Below are 19,767 nucleotides of genomic sequence, written 5' to 3'. Positions count from 1 at the left end.
GCTCGGATATGCAAGTACAACACGGAACCGGGGCCTTCGAGAAGGCCGCTGCTTCCGTGCCTAGAACCTATGGGGATTGCCGGGGCATGCGCAAACTATTTTTTCGACGAGTTCCCCTCAGTCGTCCCCGTCGGCCCCATCAGGCTCCTGACCTGCACAGATGGCCAGAACATCGGCACCGTAGGTGCGTAGCTTGCGGCTGAGGACACCAGGGATGCGGGCGAGTTCGGCGGAGGTCTCCGGGCAGGCTTCCGCGATGGCCATGAGCGTGCGGTCCGTGAAGACACAGAAGTCCGGCTGGCCGCTGCGCTCGGCCTGGACCGCCCGCCACTCGCGCAGCCGCTCGTAGAGCCCTTCGTCCATGTCCGAGGGGCAGTCCGCGCAGCGCATCAGCTTCATCTCGCCCGCGTCGGTGAGCGTGCGGCCGCAGACCCGGCAGCGGGCGGGGGTGCGCTGGGTGCGCCGGGGGGCGGCGACGGCACCGGCGGTGAACCCGCGCTCGACTCCGCCGCCCGTGCCGGCGCCGGTGTGTCCGACGGTGGGGGTGGTGCCGGGGCGCAGGCCGTCCAGGAAGCGGCTCGGTCTGCGGTTGGGGCGTCCGCCGGGCGAGCGGGACAGGGCCCAGGAGACATGGAGGCGTTCCCGGGCGCGGGTGACGCCGACGTAGAGCAGCCGGCGCTCCTCCTCGATCTGCTCGTCCGTGCGGGCGTAGGTGATGGGCATCATGCCCTCGGCGACGCCGACCAGGAAGACGACGTCCCACTCCAGGCCCTTGGCGGCGTGCAGAGAGGCGAGGGTGACGCCCTGGACGGTCGGGGCGTGCTGGGCGTTCGCCCGCTCGTCCAGTTCGGCGACGAAGTCGGCGAGGGTGGCCGTGGGCCGGGCGGCGGCGAGGTCGTGGGCGAGACCGACCAGGGCGGCCAGGGATTCCCAGCGCTCCCGGACGGCGCCGGAGCCGGCCGGCGGCTCGGTGGTCCAGCCCTCGCCGGACAGCACCGCCCGCACCTGCGAGGGCAGGTCCACGGCGTCGTCCAGCAGGGAGTCGTTGCCGCCGAAGCGGGCCGCACCGCGCAGGGCGACGCCGGCCTTGCGGACCTCTGGCCGGTCGAAGAAGCGCTCGGCTCCGCGCAGCTGGTAGGGGACCCCGGCGTCGGCCAGCGCCTGCTCGTAGGTCTCGGACTGGGAATTCGTGCGGAACAGCACGGCGATCTCGGCGGCGGGGACGCCGGCGTCGATCAGTTCGCGGATGCGCCGGGCGGCACCCTCGGCCTCGGCGGGCTCGTCGGTGTACTCGGTGTAGACGGGCTCGGGTCCCGGGGGACGCTGGGAGACGAGTTCCAGCCGGTGTCCGGCGGCGCGGCCCTTCGCCTGGGCGAGCAGGCCGTTGGCGAGGCGCACCACCTGAGGGGTAGAGCGGTAGTCACGGACCAGCTTCACGACCGTGGCTCCGGGGTGCCGGACACGGAAGTCGAGCAGATGATCGGGGGTTGCTCCGGTGAACGAATAGATCGTCTGGCTGGCGTCGCCCACGACGCACAGGTTGTCCCGGTCGCCGAGCCACAGGTCCAGCAGCCGCTGCTGGAGGGGGCTGACGTCCTGGTACTCGTCCACGACGAAGTGCTGGTACTGCGCGCGGACCTGTTCGGCGATGTCGTGCCGGTCCTGGAGGACGGCGACGGTCAGCAGCAGGACGTCCTCGAAGTCGATCACCGCGCGGTCGCGCTTGAGGTCCTCGTAGGCGGCGTAGAGGTGGGCGATCTCGGCCGGGTCGCGCGGGGCCTCCCGGCCGGCCTTCGCAGCCGCGTACGGATAGTCGGCGGGGACGGTCTGGGTGACCTTGGACCATTCGATCTCGGCGGTCACGTCCCGCAGCTCGTTGCGGTCGAGGCGGGTGCCCAAGGAGGCGGCCGCGTCGGCCACCAGCTGGATCTTGCGGTCCACCAGCCGGGGCATGGAGCCGCCGATCGCTTTCGGCCAGAAGTACTGGAGCTGGCGCAGGGCGGCGGAGTGGAAGGTGCGGGCCTGGACGCCCTGGGCGCCGAGCTGGCGCAGCCGGCCGCGCATCTCTCCGGCGGCGCGGGCGGTGAAGGTGACGGCGAGCACGCTGGACGGCTGCAGGATGCCGGCGCGAACCCCGTAGGCGATGCGGTGGGTGATCGCCCGGGTCTTGCCCGTGCCCGCTCCGGCCAGCACGCACACCGGCCCGTGCAGGGCGGTGGCCACCTCGCGCTGCTCGGGGTCGAGCCCTTCGAGCACCGCGTCGGGCGACTCCGGTACCCGCGGGAAGAGGGTGGAATGCGTTGCTGCTGTCACACCGCCATGCTGCCAGGTCGCCCGGGACGGCTGTGCGAGTTGTCCACAGGCGGGGGCTGACAGTCGTACTGATTACAGGCTGATCGTCGTACTGATGCGGCAGGCATCACACCGACCGCGCGCGGCGAGGGCCGGGGGTCATACCCCGCCCGGGAATGAGGTTCCGCCCGCCCGCGTTCTCCTTCACGACGAGATTTTCCGAGCCGTGCGAGGAGAGCGAAAGAGATGCAGGGCACTGTGACGATGTACAGCACGACGTGGTGTGGCTACTGCCGGCGGCTGAAGAGCCAGCTGGACCGGGAGGGCATCGCGTACAGCGAGATCAACATCGAGCAGGACCCCGAGTCCGCCGCTTTCGTGGAGAAGGCGAACGGCGGCAACCAGACGGTCCCGACCGTACTCTTCCCGGACGGCACCACGCTGACGAACCCGTCGCTGGCCCAGGTGAAGCAGAAGCTCGCCGCATAACGCTCGGCGGTTCGCGCCGCGACCGACGTGAAGGGCGGCCCCGGCAGGACCGGGGCCGCCCTTCACGTGTCACACGAAGCCGCGGGTCGGCAGGGGCTTGCCGTACCACATCTCGATCAGCCGGGCCGCGATGGAGATGCCGTAGGGCGGCAGCACCTCGCCGGACTCGAAAGCCGCGTCCAGCTCCTCCCGGGAGAACCAGCGCGCCTCGTGGATCTCGTCGCCGTCGACGTCGATCTCGGTGGACGTGGCGCGGGCTATGAAGCCCAGCATCAGGCTGGACGGGAAGGGCCAGGGCTGGCTGGCGACGTACTCGACCGGGCCGACGGTGACGCCGACCTCCTCGCACACCTCACGGCGCACCGCCTGCTCGATGGACTCGCCCGGCTCGACGAACCCGGCGAGCGTGGAGAAGCGGCCCTCAGGCCAGTGGACCTGCCGGCCGAGCAGGATGCGGTCCTCCTCGTCCGTCACCGCCATGATCACGGCCGGGTCGGTGCGCGGGTAGTGCTCGGCGCCACAGGCCTGGCAGCGGCGGATGTGGCCGGCCGCCGCGATGACCGTGCGCTCACCGCAGCGGGAGCAGAAGCGGTGGGTGCGCTGCCAGTTCTCCAGGCCGACGGCGTGCACCATGAGCCCGGCGTCGCGCGGCGACAGCAGCAGCCCGGCCTCCCGCAGGCCCGCCGGGCGCGCGGACTGGTCGATCCGGCCGGGCAGCGAGTCCTTCTGCAGCGCGAAGTAGCTGACGCCCTCCTCGTCGATGCCGAGGAAGTAGCGGTGTGCCTCGGTGAGCGGCGCCTCGAACGACGGCGTCATGACGAGTTCGGTCCGGCCGTCCGGCGTCTCGTCGATGAGCACCTGGCCGCCGGAGACCACGAAACAGCGGGTCGTGGGGTGGCTCCACGCCGCCGCGAGCCAGGCCTCGTCCAGCCGGTGGTGGGCGGCGCGGTCGATGCCGCTCGGGGCGGTCAGCGAGATGGGTCGGTCGGCTGTGTGGTCGGTCCAGGTGGTCACGTGTGCTTCCAACTCCCCCAGTACAGCGGTTTGCGGCGGTCGGTTCGGCGGGACGTGGGCGGGAGGGCACCGGGTCGGGCGCGGGCGGGGCGGGCGGGACGGTCCTTCCAGTGTGCCCCGCGCGCGGTGCCCTTCCGTACGGCGCCGACCGGTCAGGGCGCGGTGCGCCAGTTCCGGGCCAGGTCGTCCCATAGGTAGGCGCTGGTCTCGACGCCCTTGAGGAGGAGGTCCAGCTCGACCTTCTCGTTGGGAGCGTGCCAGCCGTCGGACGGGACGGAGATGCCCAGGAAGAGCACCGGCGCGCCGAGGACTTCCTGGAGGTCGGCGGCGGGTCCGGAGCCGCCCTCGCGGGTGAAGCGGACCGGTTTCTCGAAGGCGCGGCCCATGGCGCGGGCCACGGACCGCAGCGCGGGGTGGTCGAGCGGGGTCAGGCACGGGCGCGTGGCGGAGCCGAAGAGGATCTCGCACCGGATGCCGGCGGGCACCTGCTCGGCGGCCCAGGCACGGACGGCCTTCTCGATGTGGTCCCGGTCCTGGCCGGCGACCAGTCGGAACGACAGCTTCACCATGGCCGTGGACGGGATGATCGTCTTGCTGCCGGGGCCCTGATAACCGCCGCCTATGCCGTTGACCTCGGCGGTGGGCCGGGCCCAGACGCGCTCCAGGGTGGTGTAACCGGCCTCGCCGTGCGTGGCGTACGACTTGGCCGTGCGCAGCCAGCTCTCCTCGTCGAAGGGCAGCTCGGCGAACAGCTCGCGCTCGCGGTCGGTCAGCTCCACGATGCCGTCGTAGAAGCCGGGTACCGCCACGCGCCCGTGCTCGTCGTGCAGGGCGGCGACCAGGCGGGCGGCGGCGGTGGCCGGGTTGGGCACGGCACCGCCGAAGGAGCCGGAGTGGATGTCCTGGTCCGGTCCGTGGAACCGGATCTCGCACTCCGCCAGGCCGCGCATGCCGGTGCACACGGTCGGGGTGTCCTCGGACCACATGCCGGTGTCGGAGACGATCACGGCGTCGGCGGCGAGCCGTCCCGCCCGCTCCTCCACCAGCGCCCGGAAGTGCGGGGAGCCGGACTCCTCCTCGCCCTCGATCAGCAGCTTGAGGCCGACGGCCGGCGCGGTGCGGCCGGTCGCGGCGAGGTGGGCGCGGAGGCCGAGTGTGTGGAAGAACACCTGGCCCTTGTCGTCGGCCGCCCCGCGCGCGTAAAGGCGGCCGTCGCGCACGACCGGCTCGAAGGGGTCGCTGTCCCAGCCGTCCTCACGGGCGGCGGGCTGGACGTCGTGGTGGCCGTAGACCAGGACCGTCGGGGCATGCGGGTCGTCCGAGGGCCACTCGGCGAAGACGGCGGGGGCGCCCGGGGTCTGCCAGACCTCCACGGTGGGGAAGCCGATGTCCTGGAGCTTGCCGGCGAGCCAGTCGGCGCTGCGCCGTACGTCGGGCGCGTGATCGGGCCGGGCCGACACGGAGGGGATGCGCAGCCACGCGGCGAGGTCGTCGAGGAAGGCGGCGCGGTGCTGCTCGATGTACGTGCGGACGGCGCTGTCCGGGGTCTGGCTCATGCTCCGAGCCTATCGGCCCGCACCGACAACCTCGGCGGGCGGTTCGTCACACTCAGGTCGCCTCCCGTGTGCTCTCCGTCTCACCCGTGAGCAGCCGCTCCAGCGCGGCCCGGTCCGGCAGGCCCTCGGGGCGTACGACCTCGCCGGTGCGCACGTACAGGAAGGCGGCCGTGACCGACTCGGGCGGGACGCCGTGCTGCTCGGCCCAGCCGAGGCGGTACACGGCGAGCTGGAGCGGGTCGGCGGTGCGGGTGCGGCCGGTCTTCCAGTCGAGGATCTCGTACGTCGCCTCGTCGCCGTCGCCGTTTTTGTAGACGGCGTCGATGCGGCCCCGGATGACGCGGCCGGCCAGGGTGATCTGGAAGGGGGCTTCCACCCGGTAGGGCGTGCGCCGGGCGTACTCGGTGCGTTCGAAGGCCTCCTTCAGGGCTTCCAGGTCGTGTTCGTCGGCGATCTCGGCGTCGCCGCCGGGCAGCTCGTCGGGCTCCAGCAGGGGCAGGGTCAGTTCCTCGAAGCGGGCCTCGACCCAGGCGTGGAACCGGGTGCCCCGGCGCGCGGCCGGTTGCGGGGGGCGCGGCATGGGGCGCGCGAGTTCCTGCGCGAGCCCGTCGGGGTCCTCGGCGAGCCGCAGCAGCTGGGACGCGGTGAGCGTGGCGGGCAGGGGGACCTCGGTGACGGCCTGCCGGGCGCGCAGCAGCTCTCCGGTGAGCGCGTCCAGGTCACGGTCCCAGGAGGCGATGGTGCGGGCCTCCTCCGGGGTGAGGCCGGTGCCGGGCCGCGGCGCGGCGGACCGGGGGCCGTCCTGCGGGGCGGACGCCTGGTGCGGGACCAGACCGGTGGGGTCGCCGGTTCCTGGGCCGTAGGGCTGCTCCTCGTCACCGCCGGGCTCGTCGCCGTAGGGCGGCAGATCGTCCTCGTGGGGGGCGTGCTCATACGGATCACCGTCGTACGGGTCGCCGTAGGAGTCTTCGTAAGGCTCCTCGTCGTACGGGGCGTCGTACGGCTCCTCGCCGTACAGGTCCTCGTACGGGTCGTCGTCCGGTGGTGCGGGCCAGTCCGGGTGTTCGTCGCCGGCGGGGTCGTGCAGGGCCGGGCCGGGGCCCCCGGGGCTCGCGGCAAGGGCGTCCAGGTGGGCGAGGACGGTCCGGGCGGCGGCGCGGCGACGGGCCAGCGCGCCGGCGTCCAGCGGGAGCGGCCACACCTGGTCGGCGCCGGCCGTGTGCAGGGCCGGGTTCTCCGCGTCCTCGGCGGGCTCCTCCGCCCACGCCTCGATCTCGCCGTACCCGGCGGCGCAGTGGTCGTACAGGGCCTTCAGGAAGTCGGAGGGGCCGCGCTTCTTCTTCTGGCTGGGTCCCCACCAGTGGCCGGAGCCGAGCAGGAGCGAGCGGGGGCGGGTGAAGGTGACGTAGCCGAGGCGCAGCTCCTCGGTGTGCTGGTGGTCCTTCATGGCCTCGTGGAAGGACTTCATGCCGCGCGCGTCCCAGCTGTCGACGTCGGGCAGGGTGTCGGTGTCGCCGCGCAGGGCGTGCGGCAGCACCTTGGCCTGGGCGGTCCACTTCTCGCGGCCCTGGGCGCTGGGGAAGGTGCCGGTGACGAGTCCGGGGACGGCCACGACGTCCCACTCCAGGCCCTTGGACTTGTGCGCGGTGAGCACCTTGACGGTGTTCTCGCCGCCGGGCAGCGCGTTGTCGAGCCCCTTCTCGTACTGGGCGGCGGTGCGCAGGAAGCCGAGGAAGGCCAGGAGGGTGGCCTCGCCGTCGCCGGCGGCGAAGGACGCGGCGATGTCCAGGAAGTTGGACAGGGTCTCGCGGCGCCGGGCGGCCAGCGCGTGCGGTGACGCCGACAGCTCCACTTCGAGGCCGGTGACGGCGAGGACGCGGTGCAGGACGTCCATCAGCGGGTCGGACAGCGAGCGGCGCAGGTCGCGCAGCTCGGCGGCGAGATGGGCGAAGCGCACGCGCGCGTCCGCCGAGAACGGCAGCCCGTCGTCGTCCCCGTAGCCCTCGGCCGGCGTTTCCAGGAAGGTGTCCAGGGCGTCGGCTAGCGATATCACCTCGGCCGGGTCGACGCCCTCGACGGCCGCCGCGAGCCGGCGGTCGGGGTCGTCGGCGGCGTCCACGCGCGCGTGGGCGACCAGCAGGCGGGCCCGGCGGCCCAGCAGGGCGAGATCGCGGGGGCCGATGCGCCAGCGCGGTCCGGTCAGCAGGCGCACCAGGGCGGCGTTGGCGCCGGGGTCCTGGAGGACCTCGCAGACGGCGACGAGGTCGGCGATCTCGGGCAGGTGCAGCAGCCCGGACAGGCCGACCACCTCGACGGGGATGTCCCGGGCGACCAGGGCGCCCTGGATCTCGGCGAAGTCGGTCGCGGTCCGGCACAGGACGGCGATCTCGCCGGGTGGCGTGCCGGTGCGCACGAGGTGGGCGAGGGAGTCGGCGATCCAGTCGATCTCCTCGGCGTGGGTGGGCAGCAGGGCGCAGCGGACCGTGCCGTCGTACTCGGCGCCGGGCGCCGGGCGAAGGGCCTCCACGCCCGCGTGCATGGCGCGCAGGGGCGCGGCGAGGCCGTTGGCGAGGTCGAGCAGGCGCCCGCCGCTGCGGCGGTTCTCGCTCAGTGCCTGCCGGGCGGCCGGCCGCCCGTCGGCGCCCGGGAAGTGGTCGGGGAAGTCGTCCAGGTTGGCGACGGAGGCGCCGCGCCAGCCGTAGATGGCCTGGCAGGGGTCGCCGACGGCGGTCACCGGGTGGCCGGTGCCGCCGCCGAACAGGCCGGCCAGCAGGACGCGCTGGGCCACGGAGGTGTCCTGGTACTCGTCCAGGAGGACCACGCGGAACTCCTCGCGCAGCAGGCGGCCCACCTCGGGGATGCCGGCGAGGCGGGCCGACAGGGCGATCTGGTCGCCGAAGTCGAGCAGGTCCCGCCGTCGCTTCTCGGCTCGGTAGCGCTGGACGAGGTCGGCGAGTTCCCGGCGGGCGGCGGCCGTCTCCGGGACCTTGCGCAGGTCGGCGTTGGTGAGCTTGGCCCCCTCCAGGGTGCGCAGCAGACCGGCGTCCCAGGCGCGCAGTTCCTCGGGGTCGACGAGGTGTTCGGCGAGTTCGGAGTCGAGGGCGAGCAGGTCGCTGACCAGGTCGGCGAAGGAGCGGGTCAGCGCCGGGTACGGTCCCGGGGCCTCGCGCAGGACACGCGCGGCGAGCTGGTAGCGGGTGGCGTCGGCGAGCAGCCGGGAGCTGGGCTCCAGGCCGATGCGCAGGCCGTGGTCGGTGAGCAGCCGGCCGGCGAAGGCGTGGTACGTCGAGATGACCGGCTCGCCCGGCGGGTTGTCGGGGTCGACGGAGTCGGCGTCGGTGACCCCGGCCTTGATCAGCGCCTTGCGGACGCGCTCGGCCAGCTCGCCGGCGGCCTTGTTGGTGAAGGTCAGGCCGAGGACCTGCTCGGGGGCGACCTGACCGGTGCCGACCAGCCAGACCACGCGGGCCGCCATCACGGTGGTCTTGCCCGACCCGGCGCCGGCCACGATCACCTGCGGGGCGGGCGGCGCGGTGATGCAGGCCGTCTGCTCCGGGGTGAACGGGATGCCGAGGAGCTCCTTGAGCTGCTCGGGGTCGGTGAGAGGGGCGGACATGTCGAAAGAGGCTAGCGGCGGGCACTGACAATCGGGCACGGATCGGTCGCCCGGGATGGAAGAAACGCAGGTCAGCGTGGGTGGTGGGGTACGTCACGCGTGCCGCGGGGACTCACTCCACGACGTGCCGGCCCTCCGGACGCGCGCTGCACGAGGCGCGGAAGGCGCAGTGTGCGCAGTGCTGGCCGGCGCTGGGGGTGAACCGCTCGTCGAGGACCTTGCCGGCAGCCGTGGCCAGCAGCTCGCCGACCCACTCCTGCGCCGTCGGCTCCTGCGTCTGGACCTTGGGCAGGCTGTCGCCCCCGTCGCGCTTGGCGGCGCCCTGGCGGAGGTGGACCAGTTCGGCACCGCCCGGTTCGGGGCGGGCGCCGTCGAAGGCGGTGTCGACGGCGCCTTCCCGGATGGCGAGCTGGTACACGGCGAGCTGGGGGTGGCGCTCCACCTCGCGCGCGGTGGGCGCCTGCTTGCCGGTCTTGAAGTCGACGACGTAGGCCCGGCCCGCGGCGTCCTTCTCCACGCGGTCCATCTGGCCGCGGATGCGGACCTGGTAGTCGCCCGCTTCGAGGGTGACGTCGAAGTCCTGCTCGCTGGCCACCGGGGTACGGCCGGCCCGGTCCAGCACATGCCAGTTCAGGAAGCGTTCGAGCGCCACGCGCGCGTTCTCCTTCTCCTGCCGCGACTTCCAGGGCGCGTCGAAGGCGAGCGCGTTCCACACCGAGTCCAGGCGCTCCATGAGGACGTCGAGGTCGGCGGGGGTACGGCCGGAGGCGACCTCGTCGGCGAGGACGTGCATGACATTGCCGAAGCCCTGCGCGGTGGTGGCGGGGGCGTCGGCCTTCACCTCGCGGCCCAGGAACCACTGGAGCGCGCAGGTGTTGGCGAGCTGGTCGAGGGCGCTGCCGGAGAGCACCACGGGCTGGTCCCGGTGGCGCAGCGGCACCTTGCTCTCGGTCGGCTCGTACATGCCCCACCAGCGGTAGGGGTGAGCGGACGGCACCAGCGGACGGCCGTCCTCGTCGGCGAGCGCGGCGAGCCGGGCCAGGCGGCGGGCGGCGGCCTCGCGCAGCGCGGCGGACACGCGCGGGTCGACCGTGGTGGCGCGCAGCTCGGCGACGAGCGCGGCGACGGACAGCGGGCGGCGGGGGCGCCCGGTGACGTCCTTGGGCTCGACGCCCAGCTCGGTCAGGAACCTGGACGGCTGGTCGCCGTCGTCGGCCGGGGCCTTCACGGCGGTGACGACGAGCCGGTCACGCGCGCGCGTGGCGGCGACGTAGAACAGCCGGCGTTCCTCGGCGAGCAGCGCGCCCGGGGGCAGCGGCTCGGCGAGGCCGTCGCGGCCGATGCGGTCGGCTTCCAGCAGCGAGCCGCGGCGCCGCAGGTCGGGCCACAGCCCCTCCTGGACGCCGGCGACGACGACCAGCCGCCACTCCAGGCCCTTGGAGCGGTGCGCGGTCATCACGCGGACGGCGTCGGGGCGTATCGCGCGGCGCGTGAGCGTGTCGGCGGCGATGTCCTCGGCCTCGATCTCCGCCAGGAAGTTCAGGGCGCCCCGGCCGCCGGTGCGCTCCTCCGCGCGCGCGGCGGTGGCGAACAGCGCGCATACGGCGTCCAGGTCCCGGTCGGCGTTCCGGCCGGCCGCGCCGCCGCGCCGGGCGGCCCGTTCCAGGCGCCCGGGCCACGGTGTGCCCTCCCACAGGTCCCACAGCGCCTCCTCGGCGGTGCCGCCGCCCGCGAGGCGCTCCCGGGCCTTGCGCAGCAGCGCGCCGAGGCGCTGCGCCCCGCGCGCGTACGCCGGGTCGTGCACGGTCAGCCGCTCGGGCTCGGCGAGCGCCCGCGTGAGCAGCTCGTCGGAGGGCGGCGGCAGCGGGTTCCCGGCGGCGCGCTCCTCCTCGCGCAGGGCCCGGCCGAGGCGGCGCAGATCTGCCGCGTCCATGCCGCCGAGCGGGGAGGTGAGCAGGGTGAGGGCGGTCTCGGTGTCGAGCCAGGGGGTGTCCGGGGCCGGTACGGCGGCGTCGGTGCCCTGCCCGGCGGTGCGTCCGGCCTCCTCGGTGGACGACGCGCTCTCCCCCGTACGCGCGGTTTGCCGGGTGGACGACGCGCTCTCGTCCGTACGCGCGGTTCCGTGGCCAGATGACGCGCTCTCGTCCGTACGCTCGTCCTCCCCGGTACCCCCGCCCGCCTCCGAGCCACCGGCTGGCCGCTCCGTGCGCTGCCGCGCCTCCGCCGTGGCGACCGCGCGCAGGGCCGTGAGCAGCGGTGCCACCGCCGGCTCGTGCCGCAGCGGCAGGTCGTCACCGTCGATGTCCACGGGGACACCGGCCGCGGTGAGGGCGCGGCGGAGGCTCGGCAGGGTGCGGGAACCGGCGCGTACCAGGACGGCCATGTCGCTCCAGGGGACGCCGTCCTCCAGGTGCGCGCGGCGCAGGATGTCGGCGATGTTGTCCAGTTCGGCGCCGGCCGTCGGGTACGTGTGGACCTCGACCCGGCCGCCCTCCCGTACGGGGGCCGGGTCGCGGTGGGCGCGCACCTTGTCCGCGGGCAGCCGGGTCAGCGGCATGCGCCGGGTGATCAGGCGGGTGGCGGCCAGCAGGGCGGCGCCGGAGCGGCGGGCGGTGCGCAGTACCTCGACGGGGGCGGGACGGCCGTCCGCGCGCGGGAAGGCGGCCGGGAAGTCGAGGATGCCGTTCACGTCGGCGCCCCGGAAGGCGTAGATCGACTGGTCGGGGTCGCCGAAGGCGACCAGGGTGCGCCCCTGGCCGGCCAGGGCGTGCAGGAGCCGGACCTGGGCGGGGTCGGTGTCCTGGTACTCGTCGACGTACACGGCGTCGTACTGGGCCGCGAGCCGGGCGGCGGTCTCCGGGTGCCGGGCGAGCAGGACCGCGCGGTGGACCAGTTCCGCGTAGTCGATCACGCCCTGGAGGTCGAGGGTGTCGAGGTACTCGGCGAGGAACGCGGCGGCGGCCCGCCAGTCGGGGCGGCCGATGCGGCCCGCGAAGGCGTCCAGGGCCTCCGGGCCGAGGCCCAGCTCGCGGGTGCGGGCGAGGACGGCGCGGACCTCGTCGGCGAAGCCCCGCGTGGTCAGGCAGGCGCGCAGTTCGTCCGGCCAGCGCACATGGGTCAGGCCGAGCCGTTCCAGTTCCGGCTGGCCGGCGAGCAGCTCGCGGACGGTGACGTCCTGCTCGGGGCCGGACAGCAGGCGCAGCGGCGTGGTGAACCGGTCGCTGTCCTGGTGGGCGCGGACCAGGGCGTAGCAGTAGGAGTGGAACGTGGTCGCCCTGGGCGCGCGGGCGGCGCCCATGCGCAGGGCCATGCGGTCGCGCAGGTCGACGGCTGCCTTGCGGCTGAACGTGAGCACCAGGATCCGCGCGGGGTCGCCACCCCGGGCGATCCGGGCGGCCACGGACTCCACGAGGGTGGTGGTCTTGCCGGTGCCGGGGCCGGCCAGGACGAGCAGCGGGCCGCCGCGGTGGTCAACCACGGCGCGCTGCGCCGCGTCCAGACGAGGGGGATCCGCGACGGGCGGCGGGGTACGGACCAGTCGGTAGGCGCCACGTCTCCCCTGTCGCGCCGAGGGGTGCGACAGGCGCCTGGTGGACGAAGAGGAGCTCACGTGATCGGCCGGTCCTGGTGGTTGTGCTGGCGGGCGGGCGGTCACGCGCGCGAGGCGGTGACCGCGGGGTGAGGGGGACACGTGCCGCCGACGCTACGCCGCCGCTCCGGGCGGAAGCAGAGCTTCCGATCCGTCCCGTCGGGCGCTCGGGGCATCCGGCCGGGTGCTCGGGTCATCCCGCCGGACGCTCGGGCCACGCGTATCCCACCCCTCACGAACGTACGGCATGCCACGGACGTCCCCGATGTCACCCGAACGGGCCACGGGTCTGCCTTGGCGGCGTCCGATGGCGGAAGCTGTCAGGTGTGACCCTCCGCGTCCGCACCGCCGTCCCAGCGGGCCCGTCGCATGTCGAGCCGCGGCAGATGACCCTGTGCGGTCCGGCCCGCCTGCTTCAGCGGGGTGCCCTCCGCGCGGTAGTGCGCCAGCGCGCGCAGCTCGTGTCCGGGCAGCAGTGCGCCGTCGGCCCGTACGACCCGCCACCACGGAACGGCGCCCCCGTAGAGGGCCATCACCCGGCCGACCTGGCGTGGGCCGCCCTCCTCCAGCCACTCGGCGACATCGCCGTAGGTCATGACCCGGCCCGGCGGGATCCGCTCGGCGACCTCCAGGACCCGCTCGGCGTACTCCGGCAGCGCGTCCGGGTGCCCGGCGCGGGCCTCTTCGGGAGGGCTCTGCTCGCTCATCCACCCCATCCTGCCGCACCGCTCCGGCATCCCGGCGGGGTGCGGAGCGCCCGGCGCCCTCGCCCCCGGGCGGCGCTTCGGGCAGACTGTGCGCCCGCGCATCCGCACCCTGATGCCCCGGTGTGTCGGTGGGGCATGCCACCATCGTGCGGGCGGTGACTGGTGATACGAGACCAAGAAGAGACCATGAACGAGCAGGGCGCGCACCCCGACAGAGCGGCGGGGACCCCTGACGCCTCCGCGCACCCGGACGCCTCCCGCACGGGCGAGACCGGCACCGGCGCGCGGCGCGAGGACACCGGTCCGCCCGAGAACGACGCCGTACGTGAGGGGGACAGCGCGGCCGAGGACACCGGTCCGTCCGGGGACCACGGCGCGCGTGAGGACGACGGAACACGCGACGACGACGCACGCGATGACGACGTCACGCGCGCGCGTGACGACGACGCGGCCCCCGAGAGGACGCCCGGCACGGAGAACACTCCCCCGGCTCCCCTGCCGGACGACGACCCACACGCCGAGCGGGTGGCGGTCGACGAACCGCTGCTCCCCGCGCGCGTGCACCGCCCCTCCGACCTCATGCGGCTCCTGGTGGGCGTCCTGGCCATCGTGGTGCTCCTCGCGATCGCCGCGTTCGCGCACGGCACCACCTCGGGCTTCGAACAGGACATCAACAAGGGCACCGGGCAGGCCCCGGACCTGCTGATCAAGATCGCGGGGCTGGCGTCCAGCATCGCGATCCTGCTGGTACCCGTCGCCTTCGCCATCGAACGGCTGATCAAACGGGACGGGCTGCGCATCGCCGACGGCGTCCTGGCCGCCGTCCTGGCCCACGGAGTGACACTCGCCACCGATCTGTGGGTCGCCCGGGCCGCCCCCGACTCGATCCAGGAGGCGCTCACCCAGCCCTCGCCGGGGGACATCCACGCCCTGACCGACCCGGTGCACGGCTATCTGGCGCCCGTGATCGCCTATATGACGGCCGTCGGCATGTCCCGCAGACCCAGATGGCGCGCGGTGCTGTGGATCGTGCTGCTGCTCGACGCGTTCTCGATGCTGGTCACGGGCTACACGACCCCCTTCTCGATCATCCTCACCGTGCTGATCGGCTGGTCCGTCGCCTACGGCACCCTCTACGCGGTCGGCTCCCCCAACGTCCGCCCCACCGGCCAGACCCTGATGGCGGGCCTCAGGCACGTCGGTTTCCGCCCCGTCAGCGCCTCCCGGGAGGACACCTCGGAGTCCGAGAGCGGCGACCGGGGCCGGCGCTACTTCGTCACCCTGGAGGACGGCCCGCCGCTGGACGTCACGGTCGTCGACCGGGAACAGCAGGCACAGGGATTCTTCTACCGCGCCTGGCGCAACCTGACCCTGCGCGGCTTCGCGACCCGCTCCAGCCTCCAGTCGCTGCGCCAAGCGCTGGAGCAGGAGGCGCTGCTGGCGTACGCGGCGATCGCGGCCGGCGCCAACGCGCCGAAGCTGATCGCCACCTCCGAACTCGGCCCCGACGCGGTGATGCTCGTCTACGAGCACACCGGGGGCCGCACCCTGGACTCGCTGGCCGACGAGGAGATCACCGACGAGCTGCTGCGCAACACCTGGCACCAGGTGCGGGCGCTGCAGTCCCGGCGCATCGCGCACCGCAGGCTGGCCGGTGACGCGATTCTGGTGGATCGTTCCGGCAGGGTGATCCTCACCGATCTGCGCGGCGGCGAGATCGCGGCCGGGGAACTGCTGCTGCGCATGGACGTCGCCCAGCTGGTCACCACGCTCGGCCTGCGGGTCGGCGCCGAGCGCGCCGTGGCCTCGGCGGTCGGCGTGCTCGGGCCGGACGCGGTCGCCGACTGCCTGCCGATGCTCCAGCCGATCGCGCTGACGCGCTCCACGCGCGCGACGCTGCGCCGGCTGGCCCGGGAACGGGCCCAGCGCGAGCGCGAGGCGGTGCTGGAAGCCTCCCGTCAGGCCAAGCTGGCCCGTATGGAAGAGGCGTCCGACACGGCCGGGACCGCCGCCGGAAAGCCCGACAAGAAGGCCGTACGCGCCGAGCAGCGCGCGGAGAAGCGCGCCATCGACGAGGCCCTGGAGGAGGCCCGCGAGGAGGACCTGCTCACCCAGATCCGGCACCAGGTGTTGCGGATCAGGCCGCAGGCACCCGTGGAACCGGCCCGCCTGGAGCGGATCCGGCCGCGCACGCTGATCAGTTTCATCGCCGGCGCGATCGGCGCGTACTACCTGCTGACGCAGCTGACCCACATCGAGTTCGGCACGCTGTTCGCGCAGGCCCAGTGGGGCTGGGTGGCCGCCGCGGTGCTGTTCTCCGCGCTCAGTTATGTCGCCGCGGCGATGGCGCTGCTGGGGTTCGTACCGGAGCGGGTGCCGTTCCCGCGGACCGTGGCGGCGCAGGTCGCCGGATCGTTCGTGAAGATCGTGGCACCGGCCGCGGTCGGCGGGGTGGCGCTCAACACGCGGTTCCTCCAGCGCGCGGGCGTGCGCCCGGGGCTCGCGGTGGCGAGTGTCGGCGCCTCGCAGCTGTTCGGGCTCGGCTGCCACATCCTGATGCTGCTGTCCTTCGGCTATCTCACCGGTACCGAGAAGACGCCGTCGCTGTCGCCGTCCCGTACGGTCATCGCGGGCCTGCTGACCGTGGCCGTCCTGGTCCTCGTGGTCACGTCGGTGCCGTTCCTGCGGAAATTCGTCGTCACGCGCGTGAGGTCGCTGTTCGCCGGTGTCGTCCCGCGCATGCTCGACGTGCTCCAGCGGCCCCAGAAGCTCATCACCGGCATCGGCGGCATGCTGCTGCTGACCGCCTGCTTCGTGATGTGCCTGGACGCCTCCATCCGGGCCTTCGGCGACGGCTCGGTGTCGCTGAGCATCGCCAGCGTGGCCGTGGTCTTCCTCGCCGGCAACGCGCTCGGTTCCGCGGCGCCCACCCCCGGTGGCGTCGGCGCGGTCGAGGCGACCCTGACGGTCGGTCTGATCGCCGTGGGCCTGCCCAAGGAGGTCGCCGCCCCGGCCGTCCTGCTGTTCCGGCTGCTGACCCTGTGGCTGCCGGTGCTGCCGGGCTGGCTGGCCTTCAACCACCTCACCCGCAAGGGAGCGCTCTGAGCGCGCGGTGATGTAGCCCGGACGGCCCGCGCCCCGCGCGAGCCTGCGTGCGCACGCTCACGATGGGGAGCATGGCGAACCCCTCCCGGCCGCGCGCCACCGCGCTGACCACCTCCGCTGTGCTGCTCTTCGCCGCGCTCACCGGCTGCGGCGGCGACTCCGAGGACGGGGACCTCACCCACCAGCGGCTGGACTGGCAGGACTGCCCGGCCCCGTCCGAGGCGGAGGGCGGCGGCAGCGCCCCCTCGCCACTGCCGAACGGCACCGAGTGGGAGTGCGCCACCATGAAGGCGCCGCTGGACTGGTCCGAGCCCGGGGGCAAGACGATCGGCATCGCCCTGATCCGCGCCCGGGCCGGCGGCCCCGAGGACCGCCGGATCGGCTCGCTGGTGTTCAACTTCGGCGGCCCGGGCGGCAGCGGCGTCACCACGCTGCCCGCGTTCGGCCCCGACTACGCGACCCTGAACACCCGCTACGACCTGGTCAGCTTCGACCCTCGCGGAGTCGGCCGCAGCGCTCCGGTCAAGTGCGAGAGCGACGCCCGGCTGGACGAGTTCTTCCAGCAGGACGCCACCCCGGACGACGGCGCCGAACGCACCGAGCTGCTGCGGCGCACCCGGCAGTTCAACGCGGCCTGCGAGAAGAACTCCGGCAAGATCCTGCCGCATGTACGCACCACCGAAGCGGCCCGCGACATGGACCTGATGCGCCAGGTCCTCGGCGACCGGAAACTGCACTACTTCGGCATCTCCTACGGCACCGAACTCGGCGGCGTCTACGCCCACCTGTTCCCCAAGAACGTCGGCCGGGCCGTCTTCGACGCCGTCGTGGACCCCACCCAGAACGCCGAACAGGGCGCCCTGGGCCAGGCGAAGGGCTTCCAGCTCGCCCTGGACAACTTCGCGAAGGACTGCACCTCCAAGACCACGGAATGCCCGATCGGCGACACCCCGCAGGAGGTGAAGGAGCGCATTGCGAAACTGCTCGCCGACCTGGAGAAGAAGCCCATCCCGGGCATCTCCCCGCGCGAGCTGACCCAGACCGCCGCCACCAACGGCATCGCGCAATCCCTGTATTCGAAGGACTTCTGGGAGTTCCTGACCGAGGGGCTGGAGGAGGCCTACGACGGCGACGGCAGGATCCTCATGCTCCTGTCCGACTCGATGAACGGCCGCAGCGAGAACGGGGAGTACAGCAACCTGACCGCGGCGAACGCCGCCATCAACTGCTCCGACGACAAGGCGCGGTACACCGTGGACTACGTCCAGCGGCGGCTCCCGCGGTTCCGTGCCGCCTCCGAGCTGTTCGGTGACTACCTGGCCTGGGGCATGATCAGCTGTACGGACTGGGCGGTGCCCGGCGCCGCCGACCATCCCGACGTGAGCGCGCGAGGGTCGGCGCCCATCCTCGTCGTCGGCAACACCGGCGACCCGGCCACCCCGTACGAGGGCGCGAAGAAGATGGTGAACGCGCTCGGCAAGGGCGTCGGCGTCGAGCTGACGTACAAGGGCCAGGGACACGGGGCCTACGACAGCAAGAACAAGTGCGTGCAGCGCGCGGTGAACGGCTACCTGCTGGACGGAAAGGTGCCGAAAGCAGGCCTGGTCTGTTCCTGACACGCTCGCAAATCGGCGCTAAACCGCAGGTCAGAGAGTTATCCACAGGCCCTCACGGGCCGGGCCGAAGACGCCTACCATGGCTTGGACGCCCGGCGCGGCACGACGCGGCGGGCCTGTTGCGGGGGGTACGCATGACGCGATTTCCACGGTGGACGGCCGCGGTGGCGGCCGGACTGCTGCTGGCCGGCTGCGGCGGCTCGTCCGGCGGGGACGACAAGGGCGACGAGGGCAAGGGGACGGGATCCGCTGCCCCGTCGGCGCCGGGTTCCCCGGCCGCGCCGTCCGCCACGGCCCTGCCCGCCTCGCTCACCTCCCAGCGGCTCGACTGGCAGCGGTGCGAGGCCACCGGGAACTCCCCCGCGCCGGGTGGCGCCTGGCGGTGCGCGACGCTCAAGGTGCCGCTGGACTGGTCCGACCCGGACGGCAAGACGATCGGTGTCGCCCTCATCCGTTCCCGGGCGACCGGCGGCGACCGCATCGGCTCGCTGCTGTTCAACTTCGGCGGCCCCGGCGGCTCGGGTGTGACGGCGATGCCGTACTTCGCCTCCGCCGTCTCCGAACTCCACGAGCGTTACGACCTGGTGAGCTGGGATCCGCGTGGCGTGGGCGCGAGCGCGGGCGTGCGCTGCCGCGACGACCGAAAGATACAGGCCGCCGAGGCCGTCGACGCCACGCCGGACACCCCGGCCGAGGAGCAGGCGTACTTCCGGGACGCCGCCGACTTCGGCAAGGGCTGCCAGAAGGCCGCCGGCCCGCTGCTGGCCCATGTGTCCACCACCGACACGGCACGCGACATGGACCTGATGCGCCAGGTCCTCGGCGACGACAGACTCCACTACTTCGGCATGTCCTACGGCACGGAACTCGGCGGCGTCTACGCCCACCTGTTCCCCGAGCGGGTGGGCCGACTGGTGCTGGACGCGGTGGTCGACCCGGCCGCGGACATGGTGGGCCACGCCGAGAACCAGGCCCGTGGCTTCCAGCGGGCCCTGGACGACTACCTGAAGTCCACCGGCCAGGACCCGGTGCGGGGTTCACGGGAGATAGCCGGCCTGCTGAGGCGGCTCGACGCCGAGCCGCTGCCGGCCTCGTCCGGACGGAAACTGACCCAGACCCTCGCGACCACCGGGATCATCCTCCCGCTGTACAGCGAGTCGAGCTGGCCCAGACTGACCAGCGCGCTCAAGTCGGCGCGGCAGGGCGACGGTTCACCACTGCTCGCGCTCGCCGACGAGTACAACGAGCGGGACGCCTCCGGGCGGTACGGCACCACCTCCCACGCCCAGCGGGTGATCTCATGCCTGGACGACAAGCAGCGGCCGACCCGCGCCGAGACGAAGCGCCGGCTGGCCCGGTTCGAGCGGATCTCCCCGGTGTTCGGTGCCTACCTCGGCTGGGACACGGCGGGCTGGTGCCACGACTGGCCGGTGCCGGGCCAGTACGACACCCCTGAGGTCACCGCCCCGGGCGCGGCCCCCATCCTGCTGATCGGCAACACCGGCGACCCGGCCACCCCCTACGAGGGCACCCGCAGAATGGCCGACGAACTGGGCCGCGGAGTAGGCATCCAACTCACCTGGAAGGGCGAGGGCCACGGAGCGTACGGCAGCGGCAGCGCTTGCGTCGACGCGACGGTGAACACCTACCTGCTGAAGGGAACGGTGCCGAAGGACAACAAGGTCTGCTCATAACGCCATACGCACCGACTACCGCCTCGTCCAGCCTGACCGACGGTGACCCGAATCGCGGACCAGGGCGATACGCGTGTACGTCCGGAGAG

General features: G+C 73.3%; 9 protein-coding genes and 1 pseudogene. 4 read left to right on the top strand and 6 right to left on the bottom strand.

What is annotated here, in order from left to right:
* Positions 1 to 117: 117 nt before the first annotated feature.
* Positions 118 to 2,313, bottom strand: coding sequence for an ATP-dependent DNA helicase UvrD2 (locus HB370_RS26375; RefSeq protein ID WP_208974445.1), 2,196 nt, complete (start codon positions 2,311 to 2,313; stop codon positions 118 to 120).
* A 225-nt stretch (positions 2,314 to 2,538) separates the two neighbouring features.
* Between HB370_RS26375 and HB370_RS26370 the strand changes: the two genes are divergently transcribed.
* Positions 2,539 to 2,781, top strand: a complete 243-nt coding sequence (locus HB370_RS26370; RefSeq protein ID WP_030787841.1) for a mycoredoxin — start codon at positions 2,539 to 2,541, stop codon at positions 2,779 to 2,781.
* A gap of 69 nt (positions 2,782 to 2,850) precedes the next feature.
* Here HB370_RS26370 and nudC read toward each other — a convergent pair whose 3' ends face one another.
* From nudC to HB370_RS26340, 5 genes and pseudogenes are all read right to left on the bottom strand, one after another.
* Positions 2,851 to 3,795 (bottom strand): NAD(+) diphosphatase, encoded by a 945-nt coding sequence (gene nudC / locus HB370_RS26365; protein ID WP_030787843.1) that lies wholly within the window; start codon positions 3,793 to 3,795, stop codon positions 2,851 to 2,853.
* Positions 3,796 to 3,947: 152 nt separating this feature from the next.
* Positions 3,948 to 5,351: a dipeptidase gene (locus tag HB370_RS26360; RefSeq protein ID WP_030787845.1), complete on the bottom strand. Its 1,404-nt coding sequence runs from the start codon at positions 5,349 to 5,351 to the stop codon at positions 3,948 to 3,950.
* A gap of 9 nt (positions 5,352 to 5,360) precedes the next feature.
* Positions 5,361 to 8,967, bottom strand: a pseudogene (locus HB370_RS26355) (UvrD-helicase domain-containing protein).
* A 112-nt stretch (positions 8,968 to 9,079) separates the two neighbouring features.
* The gene (locus tag HB370_RS26350; protein WP_106980742.1) at positions 9,080 to 12,577 is read right to left on the bottom strand and encodes an ATP-dependent DNA helicase; all 3,498 of its coding nucleotides are present in this window, start codon (positions 12,575 to 12,577) and stop codon (positions 9,080 to 9,082) included.
* A gap of 299 nt (positions 12,578 to 12,876) precedes the next feature.
* A complete protein-coding gene (locus HB370_RS26340) occupies positions 12,877 to 13,263 on the bottom strand; it encodes an MGMT family protein (RefSeq protein WP_030787851.1) in 387 nt (128 codons plus the stop codon).
* 186 nt (positions 13,264 to 13,449) lie between these two features.
* On the opposite strand from HB370_RS26340, the gene HB370_RS26335 reads away from it, so the two are divergent.
* The 3 genes from HB370_RS26335 (at position 13,450) to HB370_RS26325 (ending at position 19,678) form a co-directional block, all read left to right on the top strand.
* Complete coding sequence (locus tag HB370_RS26335; RefSeq protein WP_030787855.1) at positions 13,450 to 16,368, top strand: lysylphosphatidylglycerol synthase domain-containing protein; 2,919 nt, start codon at positions 13,450 to 13,452, stop codon at positions 16,366 to 16,368.
* A gap of 71 nt (positions 16,369 to 16,439) precedes the next feature.
* Complete coding sequence (locus HB370_RS26330) at positions 16,440 to 17,984, top strand: alpha/beta hydrolase (RefSeq protein ID WP_030787858.1); 1,545 nt, start codon at positions 16,440 to 16,442, stop codon at positions 17,982 to 17,984.
* Positions 17,985 to 18,118: 134 nt separating this feature from the next.
* Entirely contained in the window at positions 18,119 to 19,678 is a 1,560-nt protein-coding gene (locus HB370_RS26325) for an alpha/beta hydrolase (RefSeq protein ID WP_030787861.1), read from the top strand.
* Positions 19,679 to 19,767 lie beyond the last annotated feature (89 nt).

The sequence above is a fragment of the Streptomyces sp. DSM 40868 genome (assembly GCF_011820545.1).
GTDB classification, from domain to species: Bacteria; Actinomycetota; Actinomycetes; order Streptomycetales; family Streptomycetaceae; genus Streptomyces; species Streptomyces eurythermus.
Note: the sequence above shows the minus strand (reverse complement) of the source record. Positions and strands in the feature narration are given on the sequence as shown.